Source organism: Bacillus sp. AFS053548, assembly GCF_002575105.1.
Taxonomy (GTDB): Bacteria; Bacillota; Bacilli; order Bacillales; family Bacillaceae_G; genus Gottfriedia.
In genome coordinates, this window is the sequence record NZ_NUHI01000015.1 from 36314 (window position 1) to 59960 (window position 23647).

Annotated in this window: 15 protein-coding genes and 1 pseudogene; 12 read left to right on the forward strand and 4 right to left on the reverse strand. The window is 32.3% G+C overall.

Features of this window, described 5'->3' with window-relative positions:
* The first annotated feature begins 358 nt into the window (after nucleotides 1-358).
* Both CN946_RS08340 and CN946_RS08345 read left to right on the forward strand, forming a co-directional pair.
* The gene (locus tag CN946_RS08340; RefSeq protein ID WP_098860718.1) at nucleotides 359-796 is read left to right on the forward strand and encodes a hypothetical protein; all 438 of its coding nucleotides are present in this window, start codon (nucleotides 359-361) and stop codon (nucleotides 794-796) included.
* Nucleotides 797-874: 78 nt separating this feature from the next.
* A complete protein-coding gene (locus CN946_RS08345) occupies nucleotides 875-1870 on the forward strand; it encodes a hypothetical protein (RefSeq protein ID WP_098860719.1) in 996 nt (331 codons plus the stop codon).
* A 3-nt stretch (nucleotides 1871-1873) separates the two neighbouring features.
* Here the strand turns inward: CN946_RS08345 and CN946_RS23390 are convergent, their stop codons facing one another.
* Nucleotides 1874-2044: a hypothetical protein gene (locus tag CN946_RS23390; protein WP_176547260.1), complete on the reverse strand. Its 171-nt coding sequence runs from the start codon at nucleotides 2042-2044 to the stop codon at nucleotides 1874-1876.
* Between the two features lie 163 nt (nucleotides 2045-2207).
* Between CN946_RS23390 and CN946_RS08350 the strand changes: the two genes are divergently transcribed.
* Nucleotides 2208-2762 carry a hypothetical protein gene (locus CN946_RS08350; RefSeq protein ID WP_098860720.1) on the forward strand — a complete coding sequence of 185 codons (555 nt, stop codon included), beginning with the start codon at nucleotides 2208-2210 and terminating at the stop codon, nucleotides 2760-2762.
* 496 nt (nucleotides 2763-3258) lie between these two features.
* Here the strand turns inward: CN946_RS08350 and CN946_RS08355 are convergent, their stop codons facing one another.
* The gene (locus tag CN946_RS08355; RefSeq protein WP_218012648.1) at nucleotides 3259-3435 is read right to left on the reverse strand and encodes a hypothetical protein; all 177 of its coding nucleotides are present in this window, start codon (nucleotides 3433-3435) and stop codon (nucleotides 3259-3261) included.
* A gap of 727 nt (nucleotides 3436-4162) precedes the next feature.
* On the opposite strand from CN946_RS08355, the gene CN946_RS08360 reads away from it, so the two are divergent.
* From CN946_RS08360 to CN946_RS08395, 5 genes are all read left to right on the forward strand, one after another.
* Complete coding sequence (locus CN946_RS08360; RefSeq protein ID WP_098860722.1) at nucleotides 4163-4444, forward strand: uberolysin/carnocyclin family circular bacteriocin; 282 nt, start codon at nucleotides 4163-4165, stop codon at nucleotides 4442-4444.
* Between the two features lie 1496 nt (nucleotides 4445-5940).
* Nucleotides 5941-6528: an ATP-binding cassette domain-containing protein gene (locus CN946_RS08375; protein WP_176547261.1), complete on the forward strand. Its 588-nt coding sequence runs from the start codon at nucleotides 5941-5943 to the stop codon at nucleotides 6526-6528.
* A gap of 905 nt (nucleotides 6529-7433) precedes the next feature.
* A complete protein-coding gene (locus CN946_RS08385) occupies nucleotides 7434-8066 on the forward strand; it encodes a hypothetical protein (RefSeq protein ID WP_098860727.1) in 633 nt (210 codons plus the stop codon).
* On the forward strand, nucleotides 8041-8241 hold the full coding sequence (locus CN946_RS08390; RefSeq protein WP_098860728.1) for a hypothetical protein: 201 nt from the start codon (nucleotides 8041-8043) through the stop codon (nucleotides 8239-8241). Before CN946_RS08385 ends, CN946_RS08390 begins: the two co-directional genes overlap by 26 nt.
* A 270-nt stretch (nucleotides 8242-8511) precedes the next feature.
* Nucleotides 8512-8889: a hypothetical protein gene (locus tag CN946_RS08395; protein ID WP_098860729.1), complete on the forward strand. Its 378-nt coding sequence runs from the start codon at nucleotides 8512-8514 to the stop codon at nucleotides 8887-8889.
* Nucleotides 8890-9895: 1006 nt separating this feature from the next.
* Here the strand turns inward: CN946_RS08395 and CN946_RS08400 are convergent.
* Nucleotides 9896-11278, reverse strand: a complete 1383-nt coding sequence (locus CN946_RS08400; protein WP_098860730.1) for a hypothetical protein — start codon at nucleotides 11276-11278, stop codon at nucleotides 9896-9898.
* A 250-nt stretch (nucleotides 11279-11528) separates the two neighbouring features.
* Here CN946_RS08400 and CN946_RS08405 point away from each other — a divergent pair, with 250 nt between their 5' ends.
* A complete protein-coding gene (locus CN946_RS08405) occupies nucleotides 11529-12806 on the forward strand; it encodes an S-adenosylmethionine decarboxylase related protein (RefSeq protein ID WP_098860731.1) in 1278 nt (425 codons plus the stop codon).
* 64 nt (nucleotides 12807-12870) lie between these two features.
* Nucleotides 12871-13482: an SET domain-containing protein gene (locus CN946_RS08410; RefSeq protein ID WP_098860732.1), complete on the forward strand. Its 612-nt coding sequence runs from the start codon at nucleotides 12871-12873 to the stop codon at nucleotides 13480-13482.
* 744 nt (nucleotides 13483-14226) lie between these two features.
* On the opposite strand, the pseudogene CN946_RS08415 reads toward CN946_RS08410, so the two are convergent.
* Nucleotides 14227-14679 (reverse strand): annotated as a pseudogene (locus tag CN946_RS08415) (hypothetical protein); the annotation flags it as partial.
* A 943-nt stretch (nucleotides 14680-15622) separates the two neighbouring features.
* Here CN946_RS08415 and CN946_RS08420 point away from each other — a divergent pair.
* Both CN946_RS08420 and CN946_RS08425 read left to right on the forward strand, forming a co-directional pair.
* The gene (locus CN946_RS08420; RefSeq protein ID WP_098860733.1) at nucleotides 15623-20449 is read left to right on the forward strand and encodes a S8 family serine peptidase; all 4827 of its coding nucleotides are present in this window, start codon (nucleotides 15623-15625) and stop codon (nucleotides 20447-20449) included.
* 768 nt (nucleotides 20450-21217) lie between these two features.
* Entirely contained in the window at nucleotides 21218-23524 is a 2307-nt protein-coding gene (locus CN946_RS08425; RefSeq protein WP_141546882.1) for a glycoside hydrolase family 84 protein, read from the forward strand.
* Nucleotides 23525-23647: the final 123 nt, after the last annotated feature.

Genomic DNA, 23647 nt, shown 5'->3' on the forward strand with positions numbered 1-23647 from the left:
TGTTCATTTCTTCCCGTAATAAATTAACTTATATGACAACGGAAAAAGTGATTCCAGAGGCAGCGGAATCACTTTTTCTCTAAAATTTTGTAAATGAACTCCCTTTGAGTAAGATACCATGACTTATATATTTTTGAAATAATCCATCCTTATATAATTCCAAAAACATTTAGTATTACATCTACAACATCAACGACTTTATTTGGATATTGTTTAATCTTCACAAAACTTTCTTATTTTAGGATAATTTACCAAGTGTTTTAGTTTACTATGAAATTGACTAATTGGTTAAGTCTAAAAGGTTGTAATCTAAATTAAAGGAGGATTTTTTCTGAAAAAGTTAGTTGGTATTGCTGCTTTGTCTTCACTTTTGCTTTCTAGTTATGGTCTACATTCTAATGTAAATGCTGCTTATGGTGGAAAAGTCTCTTTAAAAAACACATACGGAACATCTATTTCACAAACTGTAATGTATGGTCGTTCTGGGATTGATGTTAATTCATCAACAAATATTACTTATAAAGGTCAAACATATTCAAATAATACACTAGGTCCTGTAGTTGTTTATGCTACGGCAAGTTTATATAACAATTATGGTACTAAAATTTCATCAGTTAGTAAGGAAGCATCAAGTAGTACTACTGCTACTGCTACTGCTACTGCTTCTAAGAATTTCACTGTTGCGAAAGGAACCTATACTACAAAAACAAGTCATACTGTTGAAGTAATGAATTCTTATGGAAAAATTCCAGCTTCAACTTATAGAGGTTCAAGTTCTTATAAGACAACGACTTAATTTATTAGGTAAAAATACAGTGTATAAAAAACACTATATTTTTTATTTAGGAAATTTATGAAAATAGGAGTATTTAAGTTGAATAAAAAGTTTTTTTTGATTAAAACAATAGCAATATGTGTAAGTTTATTTTTAATTTATAGCTTGTTTATTTATGGAATACGTGAGAATACAAATAATGTAGCTACAATACAATCTGTAAGCATTGAAAAAGAAACACCGCTTCAAACAAATGATAAATCATATGTGGTCCAGTCTATGACCCTGTCATCTAAACAGGGGTTAAACTCAAAGATTATACACAATCCAAAAAACAATGGAATTTTAAATTACTATTTATTAAAGAAGCAGATAAAAGAATTAGATACTCACTTTTTGGTGAACTTTAAAATGGAAAAACCAGAGGATATATATATATTAGGTTTAGTAAGTAATAAATTGCTAAAATTTAATATTGATAATTCTAATGCAAACTATTTTATATTAAGAAACAACACAAATATTACTGGTAAGTTGGATGTATCTTTGAACATAAAATTAGCAAATAAAATGGACAATGGAGATTTAAGTTTCATAGCTTTGACCAGTTCAGATTTAAAAAATTCTGGATCGTTTATACATTTTACTACTGTAAGTATAGTCAACAAATCAATAAAAACGAATTTTCCTGATATAAATTTACCAATTGAAAACGAGACATACCTTATCAAAAAATATCCAATTAAAATAGATCGGTTATCTGAAGATATGGAAAAAGTATTTCTATTATCTTCCAAAAATCAATATACATCTAACTTTGACAAAGCTACACAATTAGGAATTAATAACATTTCCAATAATTCAATAGTTTCTATTATTTTACTAAACGAAGAAATGGAAGCTATTTCTAAACCTTTATTGCTAAAAGGTTTAGTGGATAAGAGGGCTAATATTTTTAATTATAAATTTCCTAAAAAAACAAAGGCTCTTCTAGTGATAGAAGAACCTACAGAGTCAAAACTATTGAGTCGATATAATTTTATAATGGGTGAATCTACAGTACCAACAAGTATTGGTATGTTTATTGGTGAATAGATATTAGTTTACTTTTTTCTTTTTTTTATAAAAAGAAAAGTAAACTGCAATAGATAAAATACCACCATAAAAAGCCCAAATTGTTATAGCACTTTGCCACTCTCTTTGCATTAGAAAATAGGTACTTAGTATAACTACTAGAAGAAAACTAATTATTACTGCTGATTTAAACATAATCCAGCTCCTTAAAGTATTTTCTTTAAGCTTATCATATTTCAAAAGGTATATTATGGGAATAATCGAACACTATGTGAAGTTAACGGAAAAATTGAATGCCATTATATAGACGTTTTTTTTACCAATCTTTTTACTAGTTTTATTATTTACAGGACCTTTAATGTTCAATAAGAAAAGTAAATCATATCTAACTAATGAAGTTATAAGTAAACCGATTTCAAACACATTTCTTCCTATTAATGGGTCATATCAACTTAGAGTAGGAGAAGTTACGCCTCTAAATTTTACCTATATTTATTCAAATGATAAGAAAGATTTGTTTAATGAAATTTATTCAATCAATTTCAGTAATGAAGATTCAATAAGTATTGAAAGTTTTGAAGTAAACGGAAATGCTAAGATTGGAAAGTACCGTGTGAAAACTTTAGGTCTTCATATAATTGGACTATCTAAAGGTAAAACAGAAATAAGGGAATTAACAATACAAACTAATAGTGGATTAAAAAAATATGATGTTGGAGCATTAGAAATAAATGTAATTGAAGGTACTTCGGATAAGCCTTTAGAAGTAGGTAATAGTTATCCCATTATTAGAGGTGAAGAAAATAATTACATCTACAGTTTGCAAAATAATGGTAAAAATAAGATTGTTGTAAACAAATTTGATGCAGAATTAAATGGTGAACAAGTATTAATTATTAAGCTTTTGTTATAGATGCAAATAAACAAAAAGATGAAGAAGTTCCTATTAAGGTAGATTTTCAAATATCACCTTATGCTGTTACAGTGATAAGAGCATCAATACATTATTCATATGGAAAAGATCAAAGAGTTTTACTTCTACCACCAACTTGGTATGGATTAATGGGTATTGCAGAAAAACAAATAGAAAAGACAATTGAATCCAATGATTAAAAACTTTAGATATGTGTAAATAAAACAATAGTATTAAAAGTCCTACTAGAGAGTTAAGTAGGACTTTTGTTTATGAAAATTTCTTGGGTAAATATTTCTTAAAAAGGAAAAAAAGGAGCGAAGCATAATATGAAAATTTGTATTTGTGATGATGGGTTAATGCATAGTATGAAGTTGGAAGAAATTATCCTTGATTACACACAATTTATTAGTGGAAATTGATGTTTTTACTTTTCCGAATTCATTACTTAAACCAGAAGCTATTAATGTAACATATAGTCAAATTTAACAAATATCTATTTTAAAAATACCTGCAATACTTCTTTGTTTTTTTCAGCATCTAGTTCCAATACTTCACCGGCTTTTTCATATCTTTTTGGTGTGAAAGCACCGTCTTCAGGAATTCGTAATGTTTCTACATCTTTATCCTTACCTTTAACTATGAAATCGGATCCTATTTTTAATAGTTCCATTGTAGACATGTTGGTTTGTATGTAAGGTTGGATCACACCTAAAGTTTTAGGAAAACTAGCAATTCCTTTAATAATTAAGTTTAATCCTAGTCATAGTAATCTTGGAAATGAATTTAATGGAATTTTTGTGAATGTTTTAGTAAAACGTTACAAATTTTTACTTTTAATAGTATCTTTATGAAGATTAAATAAAAATATAGGAATAATGCATGTTAATCGAATCTTAGTTGTTAAATTTTCATGTGGTTTCAATAGGAGTAAACGCAGCCGTAGATAAAAATGTGAAATTGTTCACAAATATAACGCTGTATTTTAGTAAAATTTACCTTTTAAAATGCTAAGATGATTTCGTAAACGTTTACTAAAAAAATTAGGAGATATGATATGAAATAAAACATGAGTGGGAATTACAGAAGAAAAAATAGAAGAGACAATTTAGTATAATAATTAACCATTTTAGTTTAAGGTATGACGTCATTCTACATTTAAGAAAATTTTCAACTGATTTTGTAAGGAAACTATAGTAAGGGGTATATAGTATACACCCGCAAAGCACTAACCCCACCGCAGTCTACTTGACAAGCAAGGTTCATTAACAGATGCAACGGTAATTGTATTTCGATCTTGCTCATGTTAATGGTGAGGTTGATAACATAGTCTTTTACATATGGATCAATTTCACTAGCAGGGGTATTAGATTCTACCAATTAAAAAAGGGGGCACTATAATGTCTTTAGTGATGAATAAAAAAACAATTTTTTATGTATTAGGAATGGCTGTATTGCTTTCAACTTTAACTATTTCTTTGCCACATCTTGCAGCTAACTTGGGTATCTCCACTACAGTGGCTGGCAAAGTTATAACCATTATTGATACATTTAGTACTATTACAACGATCATTAGCCTAGTTGCGATTATTGTTAGATATGGAGTTATTTCAACTGCACTTGTTATTACCGCTAAAAAAATTATTTCAAAATACGGAAAAGGTTATGCAACTACTTGGTAAAAGTAGCTAAATAGAGATATATGTTAAAAGCTATTTTAAAGTTAAAAAGTGAAGAGGTTAAAACTATTTTTAATAGCTTGTTAATAAAATCTGAAGTAAATAAATTATTAGTTAAATTCATAGGGATAGTTTTACTATTCCTATGTATTTTTCTTATTATTTGTTATCCAGTTGAGCTATTGTATATATTTAATAGATTTAATGTCTTTTTTATATCATTGGATATTAATATAATATTTTTGTTTACATTGGTCACAATGATTAGCGGGAACAAGAATATTATTTCAACCTTAAAGTATGATTTCTATAAGTTTTACGGAGATAGATATTTATTTTTGTTTTTTTATTTAAAAGAGAAAATTATGGTATTTATTTGGATGATAATTGTCCTAATCTTTGTTTTTTTAAGCTATGTTTTCTCTTACATTTCTTTAACTAGTTTCTTGTATCTATATTACTATTTATCACTTTAAACATACTTTACCTTGTATATATAAAGAATAATAATCAAAAGAACTTTATGAAAGTTTTAAAACAATTTTTATTATTATTTGCATTTGGTATGTTTTTGATATCCGTTTCTTTTAATTGGTTTGGCTTAGAACGTATACCTTTATACACAGTGATAAATATTCCATTGCTTTATTTATGTACCAATCTATTTATTTACTCGGAATTAATATATGCAGATGCTAATTACAGACAACTGTTTATGCAATTCAAATATTTAAGAGTTCCTATTATAAAGATTTATAAGAAAACAATTTTATATAGGAATACTTTCCACTCTTTTATAGGAATGAATATTTTAATTATTCTTTTTTTAATAAATAAAGGATTTTATCATATAGACATCTTAACTTTTACTGCAGTAAATGCCTTTGCTTTTTATCTTTTATTACTATTTACATATAAAATAGTAATGTATGAATCATTTAAAGGACATAAAAATTATTTCTTTTACTTTTTTTTCATGGAATTGTTTTTTGGTTTTATTGCATTTAACGTAATTTACATTGGGTGATTTTTATTAAAACATTAAATATATATTTTTTATGTATAATTTGCTTATTTATTCAATTTTTAATTTTAGTCGATGTACCATCTAATATAAATTCTGATTCAGTATATAAGAATATTGCATGCAAACCAGAAAATGTTTTTGAAATATTTTCCAATAATTTAATGGCTGTTATCTTTTATATAATACCAATACTAGGAGTTGGAAAATTATTATTAGACTTATATATTACAGTGGGATCATTAAAAATCTACATTCTACAATATAATTTTGAAAATACACTATTTTTATTTCTTCCTCATTTTTTATTTGAATTATATGCTATGACAATATGGGTGTATATGTCATGGGTTTTATTCAGAGATATTTTTATAGAAAAAGAGTTGAATTTTACTAATTATATTAAATTAATCTTTTTTTCTATTTTTCTTTTAATTATATCTGCAGCAATTGAAGCTACTGAGAGGTGTTTTTTTTGATTGAATTAAAAAATATTGATTTTTTCTATCAGGAGGAAAACTATATCTTTAAAGATTTTAGTTTAACCCTATTAGATAATAAAAAATACTGGTTACAAGGTAAAAACGGATCAGGAAAAACTACACTATTAAATATTATATTGGGAATAAACAAGGTCAATGAAGGGAATTGTTACTTAAATTACAATAAAAGTAAAACTCTTTTTGTTCCATCAACTCCGTTTTATGAACCTTATATGCTTTTAGAAGATTTTCTACTTTTTTACCTTAATAAGATGTTGAAAATTCCAAAGCAATTTATCAATCTTGATGAATTAATAAAACTACTAGGACTAGAGAGTAACCGACACACTTCTTGCAAGGACTTATCTAAAGGAACTAAGCAAAAAATAATCATTTCAGCTTTATTTACTAACTATCCTTGGGAATTTTTGTTTTTGGATGAACCTTTTGAGCATTTAGACATGGATACATGCGAACTGGTTAAGGACAGAATTTTCAATGTCGAATCTTTTGTGTTTATAATAAATCACAAAGACCATTTATTAAGTAGTATATATGACATTGAGAGATTAGTATTATGAATTCAAAACCAATGTTTTTTATGAACTTTTCTCTATTATTTGGGATCATTTTTTTACTATTTATAGAAATTAAGAATTTTTATAAAATACAGTGGTCACAATCAAATATAATAATAGCTATATTTGCTATATTATTTGTGATGCTAATATTAATTCTTTTTATTAATATTTTGTTTAACTTTATTTTAGACAGATTTACATCATATAATTTAACTTATAAAAAAAATCAAGAAAAAGTTTTAAATACTATTTTCTTAGTTAATGAAATATTATTTTTAATAACATATCTTTTATTACTGTTTAATAATCAATTATTCTTTATCTTACAAGATTATAAATATATTACACCTATTATTTTTTCATTATTATTTTCTGTTCTATTGGGATTAAAAATTAAAGACATAATATATTTCAATGTCGGGATAATCTCGGCAAATATTTTTCTTTTGATTTCCCAGAAACTTTTCGTATTTATAATCAACTCCTTTTAATTGATTCATTAATATGGTTGATATTATGTCAAAAGTGGATAAATTTTGATCAAAGATGTAAATAATGAAAAATTCTTTTGATTAAGAGAATAATTTGAGTAAATAACTTAATAGTAGTTCTAGATGAATCAAAGCTGAAAGTACTGATTATTCAGTGCTTTTTTATTTTATAGAAGATATAAAATGTGAAATAAAATTACAAAATGCGAATGAGTATTGTTAGAAGCATTGTTCATAGAATTAAAGTCTTGTTCCATAGTCATATGTTCCAAAAGAAATAAATGCGGATGTTGAACAAGATGTGAAAAATTTCACAATGATGACAATGAGTTTTAGTAAATTTTACCGTTTATAATGTTAAGATAATTTTGTAAACGTTTACTAAAAAAATAGGAGATCTATCTAAGTAAAAACATGAATATCAAAAAAATATTATTTATTATTTTATTAATTATTTTCTCAATCTTTTTACTAGTTTTATTGACAGGTCAAATAACGTTTTTTAATAAGAAAAGTAAATCATACCAAACTCAAGAAGTTATAAGTATACCAATATCAAATACATTTCTTCCTATTCACGGTTCATATAGTCTTGGAATAGGAGAAGAAACACCACTAAATTTTACCTATATTTATTCAAGTGATAAGAAAGACTTATTTACAAAAATTGATTCTATCATCTTAAGTAATGAAAATGAAAATTTTATTAGTATTGAAAGCTTTGAGGTTAATGGAAATGCCAAGATTGGAAAGTATCATGTGAAAAATTTGGGGCTTAATATTGTCGGCAACTCTGAAGGAAAAACAAATATAAGGGAAATAACCATACTAACTAAGAGTGGTTTTAAAAAATATGATGTTGGAGCATTAGGAATAAATGTAATTAAAGATACCTCGGATAAGCCACTGGAAATAGGTAACAGTTATCCCATTATTAAAGGTGAAGAAAATAATTACATCTATAGTTTACAAAATAACAGTAGCAATAAATTTGTAATAAACAAATTTGATGCGGAATTGAGTGGTAAACAAGTATTTAAATATTAAACCATTCGTTATCGATGTAAATAAACAAAAAGAAGAAGAAGTTCCCATTAAATTTGATTTTCAAAAATCACCTTATGCAGTAACGGTGATAAGACCATCAATACATTATTCAGATGGAAACAAACAACGAGTTTTACTTCCACCACCAACATGGTATGGCTTGGGAATTACATAAGATCAAATAGAAAAGACTATTGAGTATAATAATTAACTAATATAGTTCAAGGTAAATAGATTAAATATCGTTACATATTTGCCCTGTATTTGATTATAGTGAATGGACTCAAGGAAGAGTTATTTAGATTAACAATAAAGGATATTAATAACACTTTACTTTACTTTACTTTACTTTACTTTACTTTAGATCTAAGAGATGTTGCTCCAAAAAATACCGTGTTAAACGGCTGATATATTGGTTTATCAAAAAGTATTAGGAGTTGATAAGATGAAAAAATTAACCTTTCATGGTGCAACAAATATTGAAATTGAAGAAAAGAAATTATCATTAAAGACTAGAGTTCATGTGAAAAATTTACTGTCACATCATGGGGAATTATTTATTCATGATGATGGAATTGAGTTTAAAGATTGGAAAACTATTAAATGGCACAATATTATTGATTTGAAATTGGAAAATGATAGAAGAGTCAGTTCAAAATTATTCATGACTCAATCTAGACTTTTCTTCTTAAAATCAGCGAAACCGATAAAGATGTCATTAATAAATGATGAGGTTATATACTTTTACGTTAATTGGAATTTTGTTACCGGATTAAGTGATAACAATCACATAATGAAATTAATTAAAGATAAAATCTATTAATAGATCCCTGCATTCGAAAACTTAATTATTTTATTTATTATATTTATAAAATATAGAAGGTGAAAATTTTCTATGAGTTATTTGTTGAAAATTAAAAATTTAAAAAAAGCATACAGAGGCAACATAGTTTTAGATGATAGGAAGAATTTGAAGATTGAAGTAGAAACTCTAAAAAATTACACTTTATGGTCTATAGTGGATAAATTATCCAAATTAGAATATTACTAGGAGGCTGTTAAGATTAAGTTATTAGATGCATACGGGAATTACGCACATCAAAACAGTAGTTATACTTTAACACCTTCAATAGCTTTATCAGGGATTAGTTTTTCTGTATCACCGGCTAAAAAGTTTTCATTTCATCCGGATACCCACGCTAGCATAACTTGGTGATCACTATGAAAAAACATTTTTCATATATATTTATAATTTGGCCATTTGGATATCTTGGTTAGTTTACTATTTTATGTATTTTAAAAATTCAATGCTTCAAGTTAGTCCCTGGGGAATGCATAATTTAGAAAATATTACTCTACAAATTGCATTGATATTCCTACCTTTAATCGGCTTTATATCAGCATTTTTAACAAGTAATAAAATTATATGTATTATTATTTTAATTATAAATTTATTTATTGTTTATTTTAAATCATTTCCATTATTCGTTAGTTGGTTACAATATTTCAAGTTGTTATAGGTATCTACTTTGACAGGTAGAAATCGTTGGTTAAAGTCCAGTTGTGATCATTAATACAATTTATATTTAACAGAGCCTACCCGGTTGGGATTAGGCGCTTTTTGTGGACGGGCAGGCGTATAGGGTTTAACTTAGTCAGCATCCTTCAATCAATTTATCTAGACAGAGACGACACTTCGGTGTTTTTCATAAATAATTGGGGGGAACATAGATTTTTACGTTTGGAAAAACGGGGATAGAAAATTAAAAAGAAGCACTTAACAGCTATTGTTAAGTACTCAGAGAACAATACTCTATACTTTGAACTTTTTAAATCAAGAAAATCGCCACAACAGTAGTAACAACCAACCCAATCAAAACAGGCAACAAATTCCGTCTAGCCAACTCAAACGGACTAACATTACAAATAGCCGCAGCAGGAATCAACGCCCAAGGAATCAACGTACCGCCACCAACCCAAATCGCCGCAATTTGCCCCATAGCAGTCAATGTAGCAATCCCATGACCAATCGCCGTAGCAAATAACGAAGCAACTGATCCAGCAAGAGAAATGCCAGAGAACCCAGATCCATCTAACCCTGTAATTGCTCCAACTGTTGTTAATGTCACCCCTGCAACCCCAGGATTTACAGGTACTGAATGTGCTAAAGCAAACCCTAAATCATTCACAATTCCATTTGATCCTTTAGGCAAATAATCTCCAATAATTGCAGTAAATCCACTATCCCCAAGATAGAAGAAAGCAGCAATAGGAATAACCGGACCAAATACTTTAAAACCGAATTTAAATCCATGAATTAAATAATTCGTTACTTCTTCAAATCCCTTATTCTTATGTCCCAACATGGATAGAATCGAAAGGATTATTAGTGAAGTACCCCCGATTAATGCTGTAGCATCTCCACCTTGTAAATTGAAGTGAAGCATCGCCCAAATATCCACTGCAAATAAAATGAAAACAAGAGCGGCCATCCATTTTTGTTGCGTGGAAGAAAGTAAATAGTCCTCAGCTTTAGTATCTTCTTCAGGTATTTCTACTGTTAAAAGTCCTCTTTTCATATCACGTTTTAAGAAGTAAAAAGCAACTACAGTTGTCACGACACCCATTACGATAACAAGCGGAATACTAGCGTGAATTACATCTGAAACCGGAATGCCAGCTGCGTCAGCTGTTAGTTTAGGGGCGCCTTGAATTACGTAATCACTTGAAAGAGCAATCCCATGACCGAATAAATTCATTGCCATAGCAACTCCCAATGCTGGTAACCCAACTCTTAAAGCAACTGGAAGTAAAACCGCACCAATTAAAGCTACTGCAGGAGATGGCCAGAAAAACCAAGAAACAACCATCATAACAATACCAATCGTCCAATAAGCAAGTGTGGCGTTTCTCATCACCTTTGTAAATGGACTGATGAGTGCCTGATGCACTCCACTATCAGTTAATGCTTTACTCATAGAAACGATAATCGAGATTACTAAAATAGTAGAAAGTAATTCAGTTATGGCATAAATGAAACTTGAAAAAAGGATACTAACGGAACTTGAAAGTGACTCAGTTGCTACTAGGCCAAGAAGGAAAATCCCTACGAGGCAAACTAGGCTTGTGTCACGTCGCATTATCAAAAATAAAATAATTAAACCTATAAATGCTACATAAAGCCAATGTATGGCTGTTAAATCGACATGCATGAGAATAGCCCCCTTTCGTTACATATATTGGATAACAATATATGCATTAGCCCAGATAGGGGTGAATGAGTGTTGTTAATAAAAAGCCGTTAAGGAAAATTAGTACAATATTAGACTGGCAACATACTCTACATAGTTAAAAAATCAAAAGTAAATAGTGTATTTAATCTAGATACTTGTCTAAACACTTTGTCTATTCATTCATAAATTGAGTAATGTATAAACTTTACAAATTGATGGAGTTGAGTGTATGAATGGAGAAGACACTGTAATCACACTTTTAGGTAGCTCAGGTGGGGTAGCAAAGGCGGTAATTTCGATTTTTAATAAAGCCTACATGAACGAAAATGATCCTATACATTATTTTATAAAAAATTCAAAGCTACATCTAATTGATATTAAGCAAAAAGATAAAAATTATTATGAAAATATTGCTCCTAATTTAAAAAATAATATGTTACTTCATGAAATAGATTTAAATCATATTCCTTTATTCAAAAAACATCTTCAAGAAACACAAACATCAATTGTTGTTGATGTTTCTTGGGCTGATACCGGCGAAATTTTGAGATGTTGTAATGAACTTGGAGTTAAGTATATAGACACAGCTTTAGAAAATACATTTATAGATGAAAATGAAACTCTTTTTTCTGGATTTCAATTAATGGAACGTTTCAGTATATTTGATGAAATGAAACCTTCTTTTAAAAATACTTCAGCGATTATTGGTTCAGGCATGAATCCAGGTGTCGTACAATGGATGGCAATCGATTTAATGAATCAATACTCTGATGAAAAACCTCTTGCGTGTTATATCGTAGAGCACGATACCTCATTTTATGAAAATCCTAATTTAGCTAAAAAAAATACTGTTTATACAACTTGGTCGCCAGAATGTTTTCTTGAAGAAGCGATCTCAAGCTATCCGATGTTTATGACACAGCAAACTCCTGTTTTTCTTTTTCATGATGTGTATTCTGTTGAATTTAAAGTGACTTTAGGTGAAAAAGTATTTTACGGATCTTTAATGCCTCATGAAGAAGTTTATACTTTAGGTAGTTTATTCAACCTTGAAAGTGGATTTCTATATCGTGTTAACGAAAACACTACTAATTTGATTCGTGATAATTTAGAGGAAGTAGATGTAATTTGGGATTTTGATCAAATGTTACTAGATCCGTCATATGCACCTTTAATAGGTGAGGATTTAGTAGGTGTCCTTCTTGTTTATGAGGATAAAGAAAGATTTGTTTATAATGTAATGAATAATAAAGATGCATATGCAAACTATGGTACAAATGCAACTTATCTTCAAGTTGCTTGTGGAATATATGCTGGAGTTGCTAGTTTATTATTAGATTCGTTTAAAAAAGGTGTCTATTATGTAGACGAGTTATTGTTAAATACGGATAGTAAGTATGGAACGTACTTGAAATTTCATATGCCACATTTTGTATATGGACAGAATGAAAAAAGTGATGGGTTGCTACTACAAAGAATGAAACCTTATAAAGACGATGATTTTTAAAATGAGAATTTATAAATAAATAATTAAATAAATAACAATCTCGATCTTTAGGAGGAATTCGAAAATGATGCACCCGGATACAGAAATTCGGTATGTAAGTGAGCAAGTAGGCGTTGGTGTGTTTGCAACAAAATTAATCCCTAAAGGAACCATTGTCTGGGTTAAAGATGATTTGGATTTGGTTCTTACAGTGGAATATATTGAAAGTCTCGATGATTTGCGAAAAGAGTATATATATAAATATTCCTATTTAGATACTGACGACATACATGTACTTAATTGGGATCACGCAAAATATATGAATCATAGCTTCAAGGCAAATTGTGTAGATACAGCTTATGATTTTCTTTTGGCTGCGAGAGACATTAAACCTGGAGAACAATTAACAAGTGATTATGGAACGTTCGGTCAGAATGAAAATTTTGAATGTGTACCTGAAGAAGGAACAACAAGAACAAAAGTGACTGCAAATGACTATTTAATCTGTTATGTTGAGTGGGATCGGATTGCAATAGAAGCGTTTAAGTTTTTCAATATGGTAGAACAACCGTTAAAACATTTAATTAGTGAGGAATATCTTAATAAAGTAAATGCGGTTGCTAATGGAACAGAACCTTTAGATTCCATCCTTACTTTATTTATTGATGAGGAAGAGGAAGAGGATGACTCTGAGTAAGATTCTTTCGTTCTTGCTTTAAGGGTCATATTCTTTATAAAACATACTGCTACCCATATGTTACCATGTTAAACAAACTAAATTCAAAATCACTAATTTCATTTTATTTCTATTTAAAAAGACCAGCATTGAAATTATCCCCTTATAGTAGACAAGGAAAAAGCCTATCCTTTAAAAATGGATAGGTAGTCTACAATGAAATCATACCTTGCCACATCAACGTTGGTACAATATTTAGTCAGAATAAATTGCTCGATTGAATGCAATCGAATTTTGACAAAAACACTCCGTTTATTTGTGAATTCAGATGAATGAGTGTTTTTTTATTGTCTAAAAAATTTGATTCGATCCAACTAAATCTTTTTGAAATTCCAATATTAATACATTTTTCCATCCGTTTTCATAAGCCTAAAATTGCTACATTAATTTCAGATATTCCTCTAGCAATGAGGACATGACTCCAAATGGGCCAAGTTCCAGGGGATTTTAAAAGTTTCTCTTGGCTGCTGTAGGATGGTTCAATATTTGTTTTCGAAAAACGACACAACACGACCACAACTTTATTGTATATGGTCAAACTGGTAGGTACGTGATGTCAAACTTCCAATATTGTATGAAACTAGAAAATCATAAAGATATTAAAGAAACTTCTATTAATATGTAAAATGTTAAAGGCGTTTGATTTTAAGAGCATCTTAATCACTCGAAACTTCGACGAAAATCTTATTAATAAACTCCTTTGTAGGCATTTGCAACACCTAAAGCAGGTAACCCAACTCTTAAAGCAACTGGAAGTAAAACCGCACCAATTAACACTACTGCAGGAGACGGCCAGAAAAACCATGATACAACCATCATAACAATACCAATCGTCCAATAAGCAAGTGTGGCGTTTCTCATCACCTTTGTAAATGGACTGATGAGTGCTTGATGCACTCCACTATCAGTTAAAGCTTTACTCATAGAAACAATAATTGAGATTACTAGAATAGTAGAAAGTAATTCGGTTATGGCATAAATGAAACTTGAAAACAAGATGCTGACGGAACTTGAGAGTGACTCAGTTGCTACTAGACCAAGAAGGAAAATTCCTGCTAGGCAGACTAGGCCAGTGTCACGTCTAAGAATTAAAAATAAAATAATTAAACCTATAAATGCTACATAAAGCCAATGTATGGCCGTTAAATCGACATGCATGGAAATAGCCCCTTTTCGTTACATATACTGGATAACTATATATGCATTCGCCTAGATGGGGGTGAATTTGTGTTTTAAAATGATAACAAAGACTTTGTTAAGGAGCACTAGTGTAACAGGGGAGAGGTATCTGGTTGGCTTCCAGTTGGAATCATAAAAATGAGAAAGCTCAAATCTAAGTGTAGGTTAGGGCTTTTTCTTTATTTTCTGTTATTTCCATTTTTTTTAATGATCGTATTCATTGTAAAGCTTTTAATTAAGATCAAGTCTCATAGAATCAATCATCTATTTTCTTCTGCATGAGTATAAGGTAAATAAAATAAAGAAATTGTAGGGACATTTGCTTTCTTGATCTACTCTTTAAATAGCCAAGTTATTGGTAGATACAATAGTTTTATGATGTTCCTTAAAAGTTGCGATAACTCTAGATAATCATGTTAAATTGAAGTGAAATAATAGTGACCCATTACAATTAAAAGGCTATTTTCTACAGAAACTCTAAAATTCCCCCAAATCGAATGCTAAAAACTTTTGAATTACTACAATTAATTAACTTATATAACTTCTTTTTTCTATTTTATTTTATAAAATACAACAATAAAATTTATTTTCATGTAGAATCATGCAGAAAAATGATAATGAAGATCATAGAATATTCTCCCCATACAATCGAATAGAAGCTTATCCTATAATGTTAATCAGGTGATATTTCTGAATATTTAATAAATTGCCTCGATAGTTACTAGATTAGTAGAAAAATTTTTATAACCTTGATGTTGGAAGACAGATTAATGTATGGAATGTTAAAAAATCAATTATTCATGTATTCCGCACTACGTTAGGAATTATCTGGGATATTTTCGTTTATAAACCGGAATTTCAGTAACAGTAGGTGTGTCCAAGGTTTTTATGAAAACATTCAATTTAAAAAGGGGAGAGAGAGATGGTTAAGAAGAATTCCAAGAAGATACTAAGTATAGCTACAAGTATAGGGATGGTTGTAAGTGGGTTTGTATTTACACCTCTAATCTCTAAAACCGATACAGTCATTGCCCAAAGCATAGATCCAAACACAAATGATTATACCAGTCAGGGTTCAACCGCTTCAAGCAATTTTGATGATGGGGTTGGACTAAATGGATACACGCCAAGAGACCTTGGTAACGTTATCCCAATTGACAATAGCAAACTTACTTTTGACAAATCACGCATAGATGCTGACATCATAGATGAATCTATCCAATTAAGCCCCGACGAGATTGACTATGTTAACCAACTCAACGAGTCGATGAGTAACCCCATAGGTGCGCAAGGATTTAGCGACCTATCCTCTACGAAGATGACAGATATCGTTGTACAGTTCGATGTACTGCCAACCAAAATTCAGAAAGTTTACAACAAACTACATAAAAAAGCTGGCGGTAACGAGGAAAAACTTGCTGCTGCTGTGTTTCCAAAATTTAAATCACTTGTTGCAAAACATGGTAACAAAATTAAAATAGGATACGACTACCATGATATTGTGAACGGCGTTGGTATGACTGTGCCTGCCAATCTTATCAAGACGATCGCCGAGCTTCCGAGTGTATACTCTGTTACCCCTAATTATATGGTCAACACAGACCCAACTGACTATGTGCAAGATGTCGGCGTATACGGCACAGGCAGTAGCACTACATCTATGGGTGGCATGAAAGAGAGCCGCTCAGTTTTAAAAACCGAAGATTTAAACAAAATGGGTATTGACGGGTCAGGCGTGAAAGTAGCCGTTCTTGACACTGGGATTGATTACAATCATCCGGATCTTGCTGATGTATACAAGGGTGGACATGATTACATAGGAAATGCTACTATCACTGTTACTCCAGGTGGTACTCTAAAGATGTCCAACATTAGTGAAGATAGCGACCCAATGGAAACTACTTACAAAGATTGGGTCAATGCTAACGCCGTTAACGGCAATAGTACCCCTGAGCTTAACCCTAACTCGGGAGAACCCTATTATACCAGTCACGGTACACATGTTGCCGGTACAATTGCAGCAACTGGCAACAACTCATCATCTCCGTTTGATACACTTGGAATCGCTCCAAAAAGCGATTTGTATGCCTACAGGGTGTTAGGCCCTTATGGTTCAGGTCCATCAGACGGTATCATAAAAGCGATTGATCAATCAGTTAAAGACGGAATGCAAGTAATAAACCTTTCATTAGGATCTGCAGCAGATACTGCATACGATCCATTGAACGTTGCTGTTAACAACGCTAGTATTGCTGGAACAATCGTATGTATTGCGGCTGGTAATAATGCTATGCCTGCAGGCGCTACAAGCCGCAAAGCACAATCACTTGGTACCCCTGGAACTGCATCTCTTCCAATAACTGTAGCTGCATCCAACTATGGCGGTGGGGCAACAAAAATGTATAATTCGGCAAATGTGAACAATAGCGCAACTATTGCAATCAGTGTGGTAGGAAGTGATATGAACAACGTTTTTGCCGATAGCAAAATAACTGCCAAAAACCTAAACTATGTGGACGGAAAAGGCTATCAATATACTCTTGTAATAGGAAGCGGTGACACAGCCACTACACTTGACCAAATTAAAGCCATCCCGGACAACAGTTTAGCTGGACAAATACTTGTTGTTAAACGTGGTGCGCTAACATTTACCGACTTACCTGCTCAAGCTGCACGTCTCGGCGCGGGTGCTATATTGATTATTAATAAGGATACCGAGGAAGGTTTTGTTTCAAACATAACACTCAGTGGAGAAAAATTGGACGGTTTACCTGTGTTTTCGATTACACACCAGTCAGGTGACTCACTTGGATCGGTTTACGCATCTACTGCTCAAAAAGGGGATGCATCATATATTGACATGGGAACACTCACACTAGTTGACCAGCCAAAGACCCCTGCTAGTTTCAGTTCAATTGGACCAGTTACTGAAACAGCGGCAATTAAGCCTGATATTGTTGCTCCGGGTGTTGACATTATGTCTACGCAACCTGCGTACTTAATTAACCCGGATCACAACGCGACGGATTATTCCAACGCTTACGCACGCATGAGCGGTACTTCTATGGCAACTCCACATATGGCTGGCATTGCTGCTCTTATGAGACAAAGCTTTCCAAACGCTACGGTTGCAGAAATTAAAGCTCGTTTAATGAATACAGCAAATCCAAGCCTTATAAAATCTGGCGTGCCAAACGCGCCGACAGCTAGTGTGCTTGAAATGGGATCAGGTTTTGTAGATCCTTGGCGCGCACTTGTTACAGATAGAGACACTTTCATATCTGTTACCGACAATGTTCCTAGTGGAAAAGCAGGAGAATTAATAACAAATCAGTCATTAGCTTCATTGAGCTTCGGCACAGTTAAATACAGTGCAACAGGCACAGTAATCACAAAGAAATTGCCTGTTACGATTACAAATTCCGGTGCTAATATGGCAAAGTATACAATGTCCGTTACGTACAACAACGATACAATGTATTCAAACTCGGCTGTTCAAAATGGTGTAACATTTGGTATGGAACAAACCTCTCTTAACATTCAGCCAGGGCAATCTGCATCCTTTAACACATATATGAACATACCTAAAAACTGTAAACAAGGGACTTACGAAGGCTACTTGAACATAACAGGTCCGACTGGAAACTATGTTTTGCCATTCTTGGTTTACGTCACTGGTGTTGATGCGAGTACGCTTCCGTTTACTATACAAAACCTTTGGCAAGTTAAACCGATTTTATCTACCAGCAATCCTGTTAAAAACGGTGGTACTGCAGATACGCAGTATTCCAACACTGCACCATTTGTTATGACATATACAGGACTCATCCCTGGTGATAAGATGAGCGTTTATCTGCTTAAAAAAGACAGCAGTACATCAAGCGGTTACAAAATAGTCGGTAGTTATGGCGACTATCTCACATCAACACTTCCTGCGGGTGATGGCAGATCGGCTACTATGTTTTTTGGTGTACAGAAATACTATTATCCGGTTGATGAATCAGGAAATATATCCAATAATACGGCAGTCGTTCCTGACGGTGTTTATAAACTTGGTCTTGGTTTAACAGTTGATAGCGTTAAAAGCGTTATCGCGTTTGGTGGGGGTCTTGTTGTTGATAGTACAAAACCAGTATTGACCTTCAGTACTACGCCGCCTGTTTTTGAATTCCCTAGCACAACTAACATTGTGACTTTTAAGGGGAATATATACAGTCACGGTGCAGAGGTAATGGAGAAGAGCGGTGTGCAAAATCAGTATTATGTAGGAAGCCCAGTAATGGGTCAAAGATACAACTCGCTAATGATTTCAAACAATAACGGATTAACCTACAATTATTATCAAAATTGTAAAGCAAATGGCGATTTTGTAACGCAATACTCAGGTGTAGCTGGTAGAACAGCAGTCGCATCCGTTCTGGCAAGTGCTTCGGATGGCTATACGGGAACCTATTACCCAAGTACAGTGCAGCAGGGTTACTATACCTATACAGAAACAGGTAACAGCAGATCGGATGGAACAACTGTTAAATTCACGCAATCACCAGCGCTGTCATCTGTATCTGCCAAAAACGGTTCAACATCCGCAACCCTGGCGTACAACCCAAGACTTATTTCACCTAGTGCAAGTGACTTTACGACAGAGTATTCAGTAAACAACGGCGACAAAAAGCCTTTAGACGCAACTTTCAACTATGACAGTACAAATTCAACAGCAACATTTACGTATCAACCGTTTAGGACAGAAGCAGATAAAAATACGTATACAATATTTACCACTTATAAGGGTGTAACAAAATCAGAAAGCTTTGCTATTGATGCGGCTAAACTGGCAAGTCTTACAGGTGATAACGGTTCGCTTACAGCATCATTAGACACTGCCCCATTTGATGGCACCAACTATCCGTTTGAGGCCTATTACTCAATCAATGGTGGCAATAAAGTGTTTTTAGGCAATGCTGTGTATGACGGGAAAGGTTCAGCAAAACTCGACTTCAAACCAATTCCATCACAACCGTACGATCAAGATATAACTGTATATTTGGATTATAACGGTGCTGAGATGAGTTATTCTTTCCACACCAAAGCATTAACAGGTAAATTAGTACTTGATTACTACAAGTTTCAAAACGAATATATAGAATCAGGTACTTTTACAACCGCAGGTAAGAAAGTATTCGGAATTGGCAACCCAAATGAATACACCAAGATAAATGCCGACGAAGCAAGATCCGCACGTGGATACAGAGGAACTTTAATTAACCCGGAAAATGGCAGGGATGTAGGTACATTTGTGGCTAAACTTGACTCTGATAACAAACTTAAACTTACTTATAAGCTTTTTAATGGTCTAAAGACAACTGACTCGGTTACATTTATCTATTCTCCGACACAGTTTACATCTAAGAACCCTGGACAAATAAAGAATGATTACAAGAATTCGCTTCAAACCCAAGCTTCAGACTCTGCAACGGGTACATTTACGGTAAATAATGTAACAAGTGATACTATCTACATTTACCTTACGAGCAATAATTCAGCAGGTACTGCAAGCACCATCGTTCCTGCAGATTCAACGAAGGACGTCGAGCTAGATCTTGTTAACGACATAACACCTACAAAACTCTCATTCCACTACGGCGATACAGTTACTCAAACCGTACCTGTAGGAACTTATTATTTGGAAGGGTATGGCGATGTTACAATTGATGTAGATTCTACAACATATATTGAGTTTGATAATAAATAACAAGTATCTCATTTAAGGATAGGAATTTAAACGGATTTCAGGCCATACGCAAAACTTTTCCTAATTTTAAGAGACTGGGGCAAATGTAAGTGAAAACTTATTTTTGTCCCAGTTTTTTTTGATTAAACGAATATCACGGAACAGCCAAGATTCTCGCCCTTGACAGGGGATGGGTCGCTGGTTCAAGTCCGGTTGGGATCATGCGAATGAGAAGGCTCAAACCTAAGTGTATCAAGGGTTTTGGGTATTTTTTTTGTTTTATTTCTCTATTTTTCGAATTGTATAATTACGCAATGACTGCTAAAAAATATCACGATCATTTTAGTTTAGACCAAGTGTATTTTCTTAATCTAAAGTTTTTCTTTTAGTATGGCTAGAAAAGAGTATTTCGAGCTTATGAATTATTGACCTACCTATAAATTTTTTTTATTATCTTAAAAGTATTGTTTTTAGAAAATTCAAAAAATATAACACTTGCATATTGTGTAATAATTCTTCATATGTTATATTAGCTTTAATATTAAATATTGATCACATGTTACTGATACGTTCAGGCAGAGTGGTACGGTTGAAAGGATTTCAATCCTTTGACTTAGTACCCTCTGTCTTTTTTTACGTCTAAATAGCGAGACTAGTAGAATGTTAGATCGATATTATTGAAAATGAGAGGAGGTGAATTGATATAATTTATTGCTTTATGTCTTAAAAACTAACTAGTAAATAGATAGTTTGTGAAAAAATACAAATATAGAAATAGAGGTGGAAGATTTGTCAAATAGAAAACTGATTAAAAAGGTATTATCCGTGTGTCTAGTAACTGGATTGTGCGCTCCCCTGACTTTTCAAGTAACCAAAGCAGAAAGTAATAATGAAAATTACGATTTTACAATTTCACCAACTCCAAAATCTATTGAAAAAACAGGAAATGGATTCCCTCTTAATCCAAAAGTTGGTATAGTCACTGAAAATGACACTGATGAAATGGCCGTTCTTGAAGTGAAAGAGGCTCTAAAAAAAGCAGGTGTTAAAAAGATTATTGAGCGAGATATTAATGATCCACTTCCTAATGCCCCAGTAATAATATGGGTGGGAGAATTTAAAGATAAAGACGAGTTAAATAGATTACAAGAAAACGTTGATATACAAGACTTCCATATTAATCACAAAGAAGGCTATATTGTATCTTCTGGAAAGAGTCAAGGAAGTAAAAAAGATATTGTAATTGCCGGAAATGATGCAGCAGGAACATTTTATGGTGCCGAAACCTTCAAACATATAATTTTAGAACGGGAAGGGACAGATTGGATTCCTGAGGTAGAAATCAGGGACTGGCCAACAATGCCGATAAGAGGAACTATTGAAGGGTTTTATGGTGAACCATGGTCTCATGAAGATAGATTAAGTCAGTTGGATTTTTACGGTGAACATAAAATGAATAGCTATATCTATGCTCCAAAAGATGATCCTTATCATCGAGAAAAATGGAAAGAACCGTATCCTCAGGGAAAAGTAAGTGAAATTGAACAACTTGTTAAGTCTTCACAAAAAAACCATGTAGACTTTACGTTTGCTATTTCACCTGGGAATACGATTACATATTCTAGTGATGCGGATTTACAAGCCTTAATCAACAAAGCCCAAGCCATGTGGGATATCGGAGTGAGATCATTTGCCTTGTACCTAGATGATATTAGCACTACTCTAAGTTCCCCTCAAGATCGAGCGATGTTTGGAAAAGATGCGAATCCAGCTGCAGCAGCTCAAGCTTATTTATTAAATCGTTTTAATGACCAATTTATCAAAACACATGAAGGTGCAGAGCGATTGATTACAGTACCTACAGAATATTATCAAGCTAATACTTCTCCATACCGAAAAAGATTTGCCGAATTGGTCCAAGCAGATATTGTCGTTCAATGGACAGGAATTGGTGTCGTAGCTCCTTCAATTACTTCTGCAGATGCCGATAAAATACACGGTATTTTCAATCACGACCTACTAATCTGGGATAACTATCCAGTAAATGATTTTGATCGAAATCGTTTGTTCCTTGGGCCATTAGTAGGTAGAGATGTAAATCTTACTCCTGAACATGGTGTCATTGGTTTAACAGCAAATCCTATGAATGAAGCAGAGGCATCTAAGATATCGTTGTTTACTGTAGCAGATTATACATGGAACCCAGAAGCCTATGATCCAAACGCCTCCTTAGAACAAAGTTTAAAGGAGTTTGCAGGAGATGCTTCTGAAGTATTACAAGTTTTTGTAGAATCCTCTTATTCTTCAAGTCTAAATAACAACAAGGAACCGTATTCAGAAAAATTAAAAACGATAATGGAGCAGTTCTGGTCTTCGTATGAAGCAAAAGCGGGCCAAGAAGGAGCAAGTGTACTTTTACAAGAATTCATTAAGCTAAAAAATACACCCTCCAAGCTTCGGGAAACGTTAGATAATCAGAACTTCCTTAATGAAATCGACCCATATTTAAATAAAATGGAGCTTTACGGTATCGCTGGTGAAGCAGCAATAAAAATGCTTCTTGCAGAACAGGAAAATAATTTCCAAGTTGCAGCGGAGCAAAGGCTACTGCTCAAAAACACAATGACGGAGATTGCGAAAATTCCGCAAAAACTAAGCTTGGGTGTCATCCCGAACTTCCTTGACCGAGCAATTAATGGAGTAAATTTAGCGGAGGGAAAAATCGCCAAAGCTTCTTCATCTGAGGTTAGCTGGCTGACACCTGATTTAGCAGTGGATGGAAACAATAGTACAAGATGGGCCTCCCTATACACGAATAATCAATGGATAAGTGTAGACCTTGGAAAGCTTTATTCTATCAATAAAGTAGTATTAAACTGGGAATCTGCCTATGGAAAACAATATAAAATCCAGGTTTCACAGGATGGCAATCAATGGACGGATATTTATACAGAATTAAATGGTAATGGTGGTACCGACGAAATTGAGTTTAACTCAATAGATGCGAGATATGTTAAAATGCAGGGATTAAGTCGTGCAACAAGCTGGGGCTACTCTTTATACGAAATTAAAGTGTTTGAAACTCGAAACTATTAACTACTAAATAAAGCGTTTACATTTTAGAAGTTTTATGGTAGAATTCTCTTAATATTCTTAATATTGATCACATGTTACTGATACGATCAGGCATGGTGGTAAATGAATGGGTAGCTCTATCCG